The 12070-nt window shown below is 57.9% G+C and carries 10 protein-coding genes and 3 pseudogenes; 10 read left to right on the plus strand and 3 right to left on the minus strand.

The genetic code is table 11. From position 1 onward, the window contains the following. Positions 1-116 precede the first annotated feature (116 nt). Positions 117-743: a CDP-alcohol phosphatidyltransferase family protein gene (locus AC0L18_RS25910; RefSeq protein ID WP_473494763.1), complete on the plus strand. Its 627-nt coding sequence runs from the start codon at positions 117-119 to the stop codon at positions 741-743. A gap of 67 nt (positions 744-810) precedes the next feature. Here AC0L18_RS25910 and AC0L18_RS25915 read toward each other — a convergent pair whose 3' ends face one another. Next, positions 811-1485, minus strand: a complete 675-nt coding sequence (locus AC0L18_RS25915) for a protein-L-isoaspartate(D-aspartate) O-methyltransferase (protein WP_473494764.1) — start codon at positions 1483-1485, stop codon at positions 811-813. Between the two features lie 565 nt (positions 1486-2050). Here AC0L18_RS25915 and AC0L18_RS25920 point away from each other — a divergent pair. Then, positions 2051-3043 (plus strand): glycosyltransferase family 2 protein, encoded by a 993-nt coding sequence (locus tag AC0L18_RS25920; protein WP_473494765.1) that lies wholly within the window; start codon positions 2051-2053, stop codon positions 3041-3043. 189 nt (positions 3044-3232) lie between these two features. On the opposite strand, the gene AC0L18_RS25925 is transcribed toward AC0L18_RS25920, so the two are convergent. After that, positions 3233-4567, minus strand: coding sequence for a polysaccharide biosynthesis/export family protein (locus AC0L18_RS25925; RefSeq protein ID WP_473494766.1), 1335 nt, complete (start codon positions 4565-4567; stop codon positions 3233-3235). A gap of 252 nt (positions 4568-4819) precedes the next feature. Between AC0L18_RS25925 and AC0L18_RS25930 the strand changes: the two genes are divergently transcribed. The 6 genes and pseudogenes from AC0L18_RS25930 to AC0L18_RS25955 all read left to right on the plus strand — a co-directional run bounded on the left by AC0L18_RS25930 (position 4820) and on the right by AC0L18_RS25955 (position 9714). After that, positions 4820-5038, plus strand: a complete 219-nt coding sequence (locus tag AC0L18_RS25930; protein WP_473494767.1) for an exopolysaccharide production repressor protein — start codon at positions 4820-4822, stop codon at positions 5036-5038. Positions 5039-5607: 569 nt separating this feature from the next. After that, positions 5608-7476 carry a Wzz/FepE/Etk N-terminal domain-containing protein gene (locus AC0L18_RS25935; protein WP_473494768.1) on the plus strand — a complete coding sequence of 623 codons (1869 nt, stop codon included), beginning with the start codon at positions 5608-5610 and terminating at the stop codon, positions 7474-7476. 46 nt (positions 7477-7522) lie between these two features. Then, a complete protein-coding gene (locus AC0L18_RS25940) occupies positions 7523-7822 on the plus strand; it encodes a hypothetical protein (protein ID WP_473494769.1) in 300 nt (99 codons plus the stop codon). Between the two features lie 3 nt (positions 7823-7825). Beyond that, entirely contained in the window at positions 7826-8962 is a 1137-nt protein-coding gene (locus AC0L18_RS25945) for a glycosyltransferase family 4 protein (RefSeq protein WP_473494770.1), read from the plus strand. Between the two features lie 207 nt (positions 8963-9169). Next, positions 9170-9425: pseudogene (locus AC0L18_RS25950) on the plus strand (transposase domain-containing protein); the annotation flags it as partial. Continuing rightward, a pseudogene (locus AC0L18_RS25955) lies at positions 9425-9714 on the plus strand (hypothetical protein). The pseudogenes AC0L18_RS25950 and AC0L18_RS25955, both read left to right, overlap by 1 nt. A gap of 549 nt (positions 9715-10263) precedes the next feature. Here the strand turns inward: AC0L18_RS25955 and AC0L18_RS25960 are convergent. Further along, positions 10264-10806: pseudogene (locus AC0L18_RS25960) on the minus strand (IS21 family transposase); the annotation flags it as partial. A gap of 417 nt (positions 10807-11223) precedes the next feature. On the opposite strand from AC0L18_RS25960, the gene AC0L18_RS25965 reads away from it, so the two are divergent. Then, positions 11224-11613, plus strand: coding sequence for a class I SAM-dependent methyltransferase (locus tag AC0L18_RS25965; protein ID WP_473494771.1), 390 nt, complete (start codon positions 11224-11226; stop codon positions 11611-11613). A gap of 21 nt (positions 11614-11634) precedes the next feature. Next, entirely contained in the window at positions 11635-11997 is a 363-nt protein-coding gene (locus tag AC0L18_RS25970; protein ID WP_473494772.1) for an FkbM family methyltransferase, read from the plus strand. The last annotated feature ends 73 nt before the right edge of the window (positions 11998-12070 follow it).

The following is a 12070-nucleotide window of genomic DNA, read 5'->3' on the forward strand; positions in this document are numbered from 1 at the left end:
TGCGACAGCGGACACAGACGAACATTGCGCTGACCGCCTCGATCGGCGCCGACCGGCTGGAACGAACCCTCAATTTGCCGGTTAAACGTCGACATCGTCAGAGGAGCCAAGTCATCATGATCGCCGGTCTCATGAAACGCCGTATCGACCCGCTATGGGAGCACGCCGCCGCTCCGCTGATCGGGATCGGCATGACCCCGAACCAGGTTACGTCAGGCGGGCTGGTGCTCGTCGCCCTGTCATGCGCCGCCTATCTGTACCACCAGTCGAGCCTTGCCTTTGGCCTTTGCCTGGCGTTTGCCTTCACCTTCGACGCGCTCGACGGGGCGGTTGCCCGTCGCAGACATCTGAGCACCAAGGCGGGTGGCTATTTCGACGCCATGGCCGACCGTTATCAGGAATTCGCCGTGTTTGCGGCAATAGGCTGGGTCGCCGACCTGTGGGCAATCGCCATGCTCGCGTTCGCCGGCGGTATCCTCACCAGCTACGCCAAGGCGCGGACGGCGATCGAAATCCCCATAGAAAACCACGCGTGGCCGGATTTCTTCGAACGGATGGAACGCCTGGTTTTTATTTGCGTGCTGTTGGTCGCCGACGGCTTGGCGACCGCCATGGGCGCCGCTTCGCCCTGGATTCTGACGGGCGGGTTCGCGCTGTACGCACTCGTGGCCAACGCGACAGCGCTGCAACGGATCAATCGCGCATTTGCGATGCTCAAACGAGCCGACGCGAAGCAGCCGTGAGACGGCGAAATCCCATAAGGATGAGGCGGCCCGGCGCTCCCTGCGTGCCGGATGTCCGCACCCTTCGTTAGACCGTTTCGAGCCGGCTGAAGCGAACCGGGATGATTTTGCGGGTCTTCAGTTGTCCTGCCGAACCCTTGTCGATGACCGTCAGCAACTGCCCTTGTTCAGGGCCTACAGGCATAACCAGGCGGCCCCCCGGCTTGAGCTGTTCAAGCAAAGCCGGCGGCGCCCGCCCCGCCGCGACGCTGACCAGGATCTTGTCGAATGGGGCGTGCTCGGGCCAGCCGCGAGACCCGTCCCCGACACGAATGCTGACATTGGATAGACCGAGGTCCTGCAGCAGAGCCTCGGCATGGCTTGCGAATTCCTCGATGATTTCGACGCTCCAAACGTGCCCGGCGAGTTCCGCGAGGATTGCGGTTTGGTAGCCCAGGCCGGTGCCGATCTCGAGCACCGCCTCGTGCGGTTGGAGAGCAAGGAGATCGGTCATGAGCGCGACGATGAACGGCTGCGAGACGGTTTTGTCGAAGCCGATCGGCAGTGGCATGTCCTGGTAGGCATAAGGCGCGACCGAGCTTGGCACGAACAGATGGCGCGGCACCTGCTGCATCGCTGCCATCACCCGTTCATCGAGCGCCGCCTTGCCGAGCTCCTCGCTTGCAAGGTCGGTATGGATTGCAATCATCTCGACCATGTGCCTGCGTAGCACTGCGAGATGCTCTTCGTTCATTGGCTTCATGACCGTCGGGCTTTCTTCAACCAGGCTTGCTGCCAGTTAGGCTTATATCCTGTTCGTCACAGCAACGCCCGCCATCGTTTCCAGTTGCGGGTGGCACACGGCGACCGGAGGTAATTTTGGCGTTGCATCTTGATAGATATCCTCGGCGGCCCTGGAGATCCGGTGCCATGTCGCCATAACGATATGTCCTGAATCGCGGTGATTGAACGATGAACGGCTGAAGCGTGGGCAGCCGGCGATCTCGACCGGCGCGTTGTCGTTGTATTAATGGGCGCCTGTTTCACCGATGCAGCGCCTGCTGCATGGCTTCGGCTGCGGCATGCCGCGACGGGCGGTTCGGAAGGTTCCTCACTCACCTACACGATCGGAGTTCCCAATTATCCAGCTAAAGTCTGGAGGCCGCTACTTTATCACTTCCAGGAGTGCTGAGTGAAACGCGCCGCGACCTCTGCCTTGCCGCTCGGCCGTCGTGGTTGAATCCTCCATCAGCTAAAGTAGTGAATTCTGATGGAACTACCGGCCCTGATATGCCATTTTACCACGTCGTGAGAAAAGACGAAGGCAAATGAGCCAGCACAATGCCACTGTGATAGGCGTCGTGGTGCCCATGTTCAATGCCGAGAGAACCATTCTCCCGACGCTGACCAGCATCTGCCAGCAGAGCCACCAAGCGCTGGACATTGTCGTAGTGGATGATGGGTCGACGGACCGGTCCGCGTCAATTGTGGCCGCCTATGCCGAGCAAGATCGGCGTATACGCCTTTTCAGGCAGCCGAACGCGGGTGTTGCGCACGCACGCAACAGCGGCGCCGCTGCCACCGATGCGGAGTTTCTAGCGTTCGTGGACGCGGATGATCTTTGGGCTCCATCCAAAATCGCACTGCAACTGCGCGTCCTGCAGGAAGGAGGCTCGACAGCTGGCCTGGCATATTGCTGGTTTGCGGAGATCGACGAGGACGATCGGATATTTTCCTTCAAACAGCCCGATGCTGAGGGTCGCGTGCTGCAACGCATGTGCAGAAACAACTTTGTCGGTAACGGAAGTTCGATGCTTGTACGTCGCTCCGCATTCGAGCGGGCGGGACAGTTTGATCCTTCCCTGAGGGCGAGGAACGCACAAGGCTGCGAAGATCTTCTAATGTGCCTCAGAATAGCGGAGAATTACGAGTTTCGTGTCGTGCCCCAACATCTTGTGGGTTACCGGAGGACGATCGGCAACATGTCGAGCGATGTCATGCAGATGTTTCGTTCGTATGAAATTGTTCTAGCCGAGTTTCGCGAGAAATATCCGCAATTTGGGAGCGATCTCAATGCCCATCTGCTTGACACGATCAATGGGCTTGCCGTGAAGGCTTTGATTCAAGGGCGGCCTTCCGCAGCCTGGTACCTGTCGAAGAAGCTCTTTGTCCTGGAGCCGCGCACGGCCATTTCACGTCTGCCTCATACGGTCGACGTCTGCTGCCGGGGGCTGGTTCCTCGCTGGATCAAGGTTCGAGTGAAACGGATGCGAAACGCCGAGTCTCGGCCTCTTTACGAAAAGACTTATCTAGAGAGGTGAGCGCGTCCCTGTTCGGACGTACCGAGCCGGAGCTGTTGAAGCTAGATGCTTGATGCCAGGCTTTGGCGGCGCACGCGGCAATCACGTCTCTGCCCGGAGCCTGAGCGGCCACCAGAACGATCTTGGCCCGGACCACATTTCCATAGGACCCGTGCAACTACGCGCCGCCTCTATACAATATTTAATTGTTTAATCCGCGACCGCCGCCCCTGGTGGGGCCTCCAGCGTAATTGTGATGGTGTCACCCGGAGCAAGCAGAGTATCTTCAGTCGCCTCGGTCGTCGCTGCCTGTCCGTCAGTGGAGCGGGTTACACCGATCGTAATTCGGCCTACAAGCTCGCTGCGCATCTGCATCACGTAGGCGATTTGTTTGGTCAATGAATCCATCTCAGCGCGCATTTGGTTCATCGCCGCGCGTTCAGTCTGCAAGTCAGCCAACAGGTCAATTCGACTCTGGTCGATAAGCTTATCAAGACTGCGCTGCAAATCCCCTTGGTCGCGTTCAAGTCGAGCGATCTCAGCGTTGGTTTGCAAAGCGCGGGTCGCTGACAAGAGCACTGCGCGTTGAGCAGCGTTGACGCTCGTGATCGGGATCAGACCTTTTTCGAAGAGCTTCTTGAGGCGATCGACTTCCGCCGCATCTGCGGCTGCGCCCGCTTGATCCGCCTTCTGCTGCTCCTTCAGGTAGCCCATTCGTTCCTCCGCCTTGGTTGCGGCCAACTTAATTGAAGCGCGCTCCTTCTCCTGATCCGCATAGACAGCTTCAAGATGCTTCCCCTCCTGCTGCAAAGCTTCGTCGCGACGAGGTTCGAGGCTCGGGTCACGTTCTGCGTCCGGGACCTCAATCACTCTGGCGCCGCTCAGCTGCGCCTCTATGCGAGCAGCCTTGATTTCGTTTTCCTGGTACTTGATGCGCACAATGTGGAGGCGGCCGCCAAGGCCCGCTGCTGTCATTTCAGGGTTTTGAAGCCCACCGTGACCGTAGCCGCCGCCAGTCGCCACAGCTTGTCGGACAGTCATTCCTGGTCTGAAGGCCTGAATCCCAGGAGAGGCAATGTCCCCGTCAATATAGACGGGTCGGTATTCCTCAATATCAACTACAATCTGATCCGGATAAAAACCAGTCCAAGTCTCAGTGCCGTCGGCGGATCGTTGCGGAAGGGATTTTGGTTTTAAAACCTCAATTGCCTCCTTGCGAACATCCGCTACTGTCTTCCCGAGAACGTTTAGGGGGCCTAGGACCGGCAACACGATTACACCGCTTTGGTCGATCACAGCTCGCTTTTGCATCTCGGGATAGCCTATGACAGCGAAGCCGATCACGTCGCCAGTCTGCAGACGGTACTCGCCGACATTGTGCTCCTCTGCTAGGGCAAGGCCATTCGACGGAATCGCGTATGCAAACAACAAAAACATGCATGTGAGTGCAGCGCAGCTGCCTGCCCGCATCCAGCGCACCGATCTATTCAACATTCGCTTCACCCCGCAATGCTTGAGCATGACATCGACGCAGACCTTTCTCACAATGCCATTCTTTTGAGGCGAATTTACGCTCTGAACAACGGCATGGCCAGTCCGTGTGGCAAGCCTCTCTTGGCCACCGAACGGGAGTTGGTCGCGCCTGGAAGCAATCGTCCTGGCACAGGTTGGGTGCATTTATTCGCATCCTCTAATATATATCGGTCGCTCTGACCCGTTCCGATATGTTATGATGGTTAACGCGCTGAGGCCTGGATAGCCAAGAAGCGCGTCACACCAGCGGCTGCGAGTGGGACGATGTCTTTTTTGCTTTTTTTGCGAGGCCTTATCATAGTACTGTTGGTATTCGCCATCAGTACATATTTGCTCACCGCCTCCCTCTGGAGCACGTTTGTCCAAACGCTAATTTGTGGGATCTTGGTACAGATCGGGTACTTTGTTGCTGTCATGCTGCTGGTGCGCCGCCGCTCGGTAACCAAAGACTCGGTGATTCCGAAGTCACACATCGCGCGATGAGTCCGAAAGGGAGCAACTGCCGAGCCACTTAGCAAGTGAGACGGGCCACTCTCCGCCTTTATAGACTCTGGCTGCTAGAGCAGGACGATCAGCAAGATGACACCCCACACCACGAAACAAAATGTGACTGCAGCCTGTCTTATTCGGGCACCGGAGAGGCTTTCCGCGAGGTGCCAGATGCGCGCAGGACCCTTGTGGTGATCGTTATCGCGCGTCCGTGATCGACGAGCCATTCCCGTTTCCCGCAGGACAGGCTCAACCTGACCCCGGAATCTCTTGCTCAGATGTTTTGCCATTTGGCAATACGACTCAATTTCTTCCTTCAATTGGAGCTTACGACATGCAGCGGAATTGCGGCAGTCGGAGCATGGGCCGCGTGAGGTTTCGTTTATTGCATCGAGGTTAGGAGTTGCGCCTTTGGAGAAGAGCGGGCTGATGCCCGCCCCGAGCGGTGCGCCTGTGCTCCGCGGGCGCCGATACTGAATTTGCAGACATTCAGTCAGATAATGTGGTATGGTGTTTGTAACTACCAATGCACTGCAAGTCTCGTCCCACGGGTTTGAAGGCTTATGCTCCGCGAAGTTGAAAAGCACCCGGATTCTGCCTTCACATTCGGCGATCCTCAGTGGGGAACGATTGATCTCGAAACACTCGTGGCGGCTGCGCAACGGCAGTTGAGGTTCGTCCTTACATGCGCGCTCGCAGGACTTGTGCTGGGGCTGGCGTATCTTTGGGCCGAGGTGCCCTTGTACGAGTCGACCGCCAGAATCCTGATCGACAAGAACCAGCCATCCGTCGTGACGCAGTTAACAGAGACCGGAAGCTCCGCACAGCTTGACCCGATGATGCTGAGTCAGGTCGAATTATTGCTTTCCGACCGCATCGGGCTAAAGGTCGTTGACAGCCTCGGTCTTGCTACCGATCGCTCTTTCTTGTCAGCGCCATATTCTTTGCTCAACAGTCTCACAGGATCGGTCGCTCGGTGGCCATTCATCGGCAGTTCCGAAGCAAGCGGAGCGCCCGAAAAATCGAGTGCCGTGCGAGGATCCGATCCTCGATGGCAGGCATTTGGCATTCTGGCTGAGAATATAACGGTAGAGCGCGTAGGGGATTCTTACATTCTGGAAGTCCAATTTCGGTCGCCTAGCGCCGAAATGGCGCAAAAAATAGCCAGTAAGTATGCAGAAATCTATATTTCTGACCAAGTCGGAGCCAAAGACGAGTCGATTATCCGAGCTCGCGGCGCACTGGCGGAAGAGCTCGAGACGGTGCGGAAGCGATCGGTCGATGCCGAGCTCGCAATCCACAGGTTCCGAACAGACAATACGCTGACCAAGGAAACGCTGGTTACCTTGCGCCAGTTCGAACTTGAGGCGTCCTCTCTCAAGTCGCAATATGAACAGGTCCTGCAGCATTACCAAGCGAGCCTGCAGAACCTTTCGGTGGCGTTGACGGAGGCGCGGACCATCTCGGAGCCACCAATCCCCAGCGGACCGAGTTCTCCGAACAGCAGTCTTACGTTGGCGTTCTGCGTCGTGCTCGCCGGCATGGTTGGCGCCGGTGTGGGCGGAATTCGGGAGTACCGGGAGCGCTTTTTCCGCACGACGGCTCAAGTGCGCGATGAGCTCGGACTTCAGACGCTCGGAATGATCCCTTTGCTGGACGGGAAGCCAATTCGCCGAAACAAGCACGATCGTGCGGCCGGAGAGCCGTCATTCATCGAGGTGGGGAACAGCGCTTTCAACTGGGTAGAGCAACATCCGCGCTCGGAATTCGCTGAAGCGATGCGAACTGTGAAAGTCGCTGTTGACGTCGAGTTACCAAGCAAGGGCACCAAGGTGCTCGGCATCGTTTCTTGCCTCCCGGGAGAAGGGAAGTCTCTGGTCGCTGCTAATTTAGCAATGGTTCTTGCTATGCAGCGTTGTAAGACGTTGTTGATCGATGCCGATATCCACAATCCTGGCTTGTCCCCTATGTTAGCCAACGGCTGGGAACGAGGCCTGGCCAATTTGTTGGCTGGAGAATTCAATCCGAGAGACTTGCTGGCCCATCAGTCATTGCCATTGAGGTTCCTGCCCGGCGTGAACCAGAGCCAACGAAAGCTCGCAAACGCCGTGCAGCCTATCGAGAAAATGGGCGACTTTCTGCTCAAGGTGGGCCCTATGTTCAATTACGTCGTCGTTGATTTGCCCCCGTTGGCTCCAGTCGCGGACGTGAGGTCCTTTGTCCAGCACCTCGACGGCCTTGTTCTGGTTGTTGAATGGGGTGTGACCGCTCGTACATTCGTGCGCGAAATTCTCAACAACAACCCGATCCTGGCGGATAAATGCATCGGCGTTCTGCTTAACAAAGTCGATATCAGAAGAATCAAGCGGTATCAAAAGTTCGGCAGCGCCGAATTTTACAGTGAACGTTATCATCAGTATTACCAGGCCTAGTTGTGGAGCAGGCATTGTTTGTCTTGAGCAGATAGGCATCACGGCGATGGAGTATCTGCTGCGGGTTGACGCCGAGGGGCTGACCGGAACGCGCCACGCACGCAGCCCGGCGCCGCGGGCTCGCAACCGTTACGTGGCGTCTATTAGATCGGGCGCGCAAACTGGGAAACCAAAGTTGCTTGGCGACAGTAGCGAAGCGGCCCGGTTTTCTGCGATTCGCCGATCAGTTGAACGCATGCAATTGCAGAGCATGGCATCGCTGATCATCGCGGGACTGTTTTCTCGGCCCGCCTACAGTATCCCCTCATCGGCTAAAGGCGAGGCGGGCGGCATTGGGAGTTCTTGACCCATGATATCTCAGCCTCCGCACGGCATCATCCTGATGACGTACGAATATCATCCATTTCCTGGTGGCATCGGAACATACGCCGGACGGTTGGTCGACATCGTTCGTGCTGGCGGCCACGCTGCGACCGTCATAGCGCCTGCCTATCCTGACCTTCCTGCCGTTCCCCAGGAGCCGGATACCCATCGCATTCTGCGGCATCATCAAATTTCTCCATTCGGGGCGCTGCGGGCGCTTTCTATTCTGCGCAACGTTCCTAAGGACAGGTTGTTTTTGGCCGCCGACATACGCAGTGTACTTGTGACATTTGTGCTACGACCGTTCCATCGCAGAGGGTATCGAGCGATGATTCATGGCAGCGAAGTCAGCAAATTCAGGACCGATTCCATCCTTTTTCGGTTTGTACGCCGCGCCTACGAAGGAGCAGAGGTCGTTTTCGCCAACTCACATGCGACGCTGCGGATCTTTTCCGAAAGTTTTGGAATGCCCCGGAAGGGTGTCGTCACGTATCTCGGCGTGGATCCCATGTGGTTTCAGCCAATCCATGGGAATTTTGAACACCCGCAACTTGCAGCTGTACCACAAGCTGCAAGCGTCATTTGCGCAGTCGGACGTATCGAGCCTCGGAAGGGCCAGTTGGAAACTGTCCGGGCTATCGCGAGCGCGCGCGATGAATACGGATTAGACAATCCGATCTTTGTGATGGCTGGACGGGCCGAAGATCAGGCCTATGCCTCAAAGATATTGGATGAAGCGGCACGAGCTCGTGTTCCAGTGATCGCTACCGGTAGGCTGTCCGACGACGACTTAAAGCGCTTATACCGCCGTGCGGCGTGCCACACATTGTTCGCACGAGAGCTACAGGGAAAGATCGAGGGCTTCGGGCTAGTGTTGGTTGAGGCCGGTGCGCAAGGATGTCCTTCGATAGCGACGGCCGTCGGCGGCATACCCGAGGTCATGGGCTCCACTGGTGTGCTGGTGCCCCCGGAGGACGTGAACGCGATGGCCCGCGCGATAGCAACCTATGTGGCCAATGCAGAACTGCGTGAGCGCGACGGTGCTCTTGCCAAATCACGGGCACGCACCTTCGACTGGGCAACCTGTGCAGGCGCGACGTTTCCGGAGCTGAAATGGGGCTGAGCCCGAGGCCAAAGTAGCTGCTCAGCTTTCCGGAGTCGGGAACCAATGAATATCGCCAAACGATGAAAGGATGTTGGAGCAACCACGGAAGTCCGCCCGGTATCGTCATCAACCGGAGAGCTCGTGATCCTTGAGCGATTGTTTGAGAGTTTTATCAAGCTCGGCGAGCTGCACCGGGACACGTTCAAGCTCGTTGACGCCTTTGTTAACAATGCCGCCGAGCGCGTTCTGCGCGGTATCGCTCTGGGGCGAAAGGCATGGCTCTTCGCCGGATCGCAACGCGGTGGAGATCGCGGTGCGTTCATTCGCTGATCGTTACGGCAAAGATGTACGACATCGGCACTCAGGCTTGGCTGGCGGATGTCCTCGCTCGGATCCCGAACATGTCCGTATCCAGACTACCGGAACTGCTGCCATATGGAATTGGAAGCCCGCCGGAAACACTCGGCAAGAGGCCGCCTGATGGCATGCCCAACCATGGTCTACAAGATCGAATACGTTCGCAACGCTGATCGGCGAGAACCTCGAACTCCTCCAGGAAATCGCCAGCAACTCAGACAATATCGACTACGGCGAAATGATCTACGCCCACGACGGAACCGACGAGGGAATCACTACTTTCACCGAGAGCCTGAAGGAGTTCCTCGCAGACGTACGGACCTGGGAGGGCGGTGTTCGACAATTTCCTCCTGGATTCCCAATGCGATCTGGAAATGATCGAGCGCATCATGGCAGACGAGCCGAAATCATAATCTCCGCGGCCTTGGCCGGTCGCGGCCGTTCTCGTGCTTGGCGTACAGATCGAATATACTGGCCTGGATGGTGTGTTCTTGGGCCCGCCTCCGGGGACGGGACGCAGCGATCGATGCTGCATCGACAACGTGGCTTCAACGCCGTTGGCTTGCAGAACGCGGTGGAATCAAAACCCGGCGAGTGCTGCCGCCTTCATCGCCACGATCGGCGAATCGGCTGCCAGTTCGAGAGCGTACCTTCTGTTGGAATGTTGAAGATGCGCGAACCGGGAAGCAAATCCCTGACATTCCCGCCAGGCACCGCATGTTTCGACACCTTCTCACCACCGTCGGCGACAAAGACGCAATCAATCAAGTTGATCGGCTCAGTTCCAACTAGAGGAAAATTGCACCGAGGTCGGTTCGGATCGCAGTCGACATAACATATCAGACGGATGGTAGGCGGCACTCATAGCCATTTCCTGAAGAGTGAGTGCATCTTTGCGGTCTTGCAGAGCGCCGACCGCTGTTCACTCCTCATGGAATCTAAAGCAAAGGCGAAGGTCAGGTGGAGGCGCCCAGCACCGCGACGAAGATCTGGGCGGCGTGAACGACGCCGGTCGCCGGATCGATCACCGGCACCGTTTGCCCGGCATAGTCGGTCTGCATCACCGCGCCAGCCGCATGCCGGTTGCGGAACACGGCGCTCGTCCGCTGCCGGAAGGCGGCAAACCGCTCGCAGAACCAGGTGAAGCCGTAGCCGTCGGGATGGGCGGCGCGATATTCCTGCCACAGAAGCGTCAGCGTCACCCCTTCGCGCTTCAGCTCCCGGGCGACCCGCGCCCAATCCGGCTCGCTCAGATCCTGCGGCGGACGGCCCATTCGGTGAAACAGACGCTGTTCCAGCGCCGCATCGTCGTCAAAGCCCGCAGGCAGGGGCCAGCACGACAGCCCCGCCTCCCGCGCCCGCAGTAAATAGGTCGAAAGCGAGGTCTTGCCGATCTTCAGTCGCTCTGCCACCTCGCGCACCGAAAGACCCTGTTCATGGGTCAGGCGCAGGATCGTCCGGATATCCCTCACGCTCGTTCGTCTCGCTTGCTTCCGTCTTGGCATGGGCTCTCTCGGTTCGATGATGAGAGAGCCAAAATGCCAGAACGGCGCAGCCGAGAACCGACCGTCAAATCCACCCCGGAAACTGTCCGGGACTTAGCGGAATCACTGTCCGGGAGTTAGTGAAAACGGTGTCCGGGACTTACCGGAAAAGGTGTCCGGGACTTACTGAAACACGCAGACGGCTGCCAATGCCTCCATCGCGCGCTTCGTCCGCATGGTGAACGACGGGGCGTATCACACCCACGTACCGGATATGGTGACGTTCCTGCTGACGCTGCCGTTCTGCCTGGTCGAAGACGAGACGATCTTCCTGCCCGTTCAGATGCTCATATGATCGGCCTCGCACTCCGCAAGCCTTATCTAAAGGCTTGCCAACGGGGCAGATGCAATATTAGCTCCACAATTGTGCGAAGGATATTGGTCGAAGTAACTGAAGGTCTGTTTCCCGCCACAGCAGTAGCGTTGCGGGCGGGCAAGAAATTTCGGCGGGCCGACAGCAAGGCGGACCTTGTGACGCTGATGCGTTACGTCTGGTCCAACATTCCTAAGGACACCGCAGCGCTAGACATTGGCGCGAACTCCGGCCTCTTCACGCAGCCGTTCACTGAGCACTTTGCCAAGGTTGTTGCGGTAGAGCCTAACTTAGAGCGCGCTAACTTCCTGCGCCGTGCCTTTGGTGAACGCGCTTCGGTCCTCTGTGCCGCGTGCAGCGCCACAAGCGGGGTCGAGCAGCTCGCCGTGCCGATCGCAGAGGGGGGCGCTGCTCTCCACAGCCTCGGAAGTATCGGCAAGGACAACGTCGATTAGTTTCAGAGGGCGCAGGGGAATGTGCGGCTCGTCACGTCCCTGACTGCCGTGACGACGGTCGATGCCATCTTGGCACGCCTCGGTGCCAAATTCGGTCTGATCAAGATTGACGTCGAGGGTCACGAGGGCAGCGTTCTTGACGGGGCGCGGGCGACATTGAGCGGGACCGGTAGGCCGGCGCTCTTCATAGAGATTGAGAGGCACCACGGGCCGGATGCTCTGAAGACGTTTCATAAGGTTGCTGGTGCTGGGTATCAGTGCCTCGCAGTCAACCGAGGCGCGCTAGAGCCTTGCGAGGATGAAGGGGCCTTTCTCGCCGCGCAGGCAAACCCCAAGGTTATCAACTACCTGTTCGTCCCGCGCGGTATGCCGCCCCCATCCTAGAGCGTTTCACGTTTTGACGGAAGCGTATCCAGCGTTTTTGAAGTAGTTGTTGCATTCGGCTGCCCCGATGGTT

The organism is Mesorhizobium sp. WSM4819, from assembly GCF_055811215.1.

What these genes read in the sequence shown, in the direction of transcription:
- AC0L18_RS25920 (WP_473494765.1), top strand. Translation starts at nt 2,051, where the DNA reads ATGAGCCAGCACAATGCCACTGTGATAGGCGTCGTGGTGCCCATGTTC.
- AC0L18_RS25935 (WP_473494768.1), top strand. Translation starts at nt 5,608, where the DNA reads ATGCTCCGCGAAGTTGAAAAGCACCCGGATTCTGCCTTCACATTCGGC.
- AC0L18_RS25945 (WP_473494770.1), top strand. Translation starts at nt 7,826, where the DNA reads ATGATATCTCAGCCTCCGCACGGCATCATCCTGATGACGTACGAATAT.
- AC0L18_RS25915 (WP_473494764.1), bottom strand. Translation starts at nt 1,485, where the DNA reads ATGAAGCCAATGAACGAAGAGCATCTCGCAGTGCTACGCAGGCACATG.
- AC0L18_RS25910 (WP_473494763.1), top strand. Translation starts at nt 117, where the DNA reads ATGATCGCCGGTCTCATGAAACGCCGTATCGACCCGCTATGGGAGCAC.
- AC0L18_RS25930 (WP_473494767.1), top strand. Translation starts at nt 4,820, where the DNA reads ATGTCTTTTTTGCTTTTTTTGCGAGGCCTTATCATAGTACTGTTGGTA.
- AC0L18_RS25940 (WP_473494769.1), top strand. Translation starts at nt 7,523, where the DNA reads ATGGAGTATCTGCTGCGGGTTGACGCCGAGGGGCTGACCGGAACGCGC.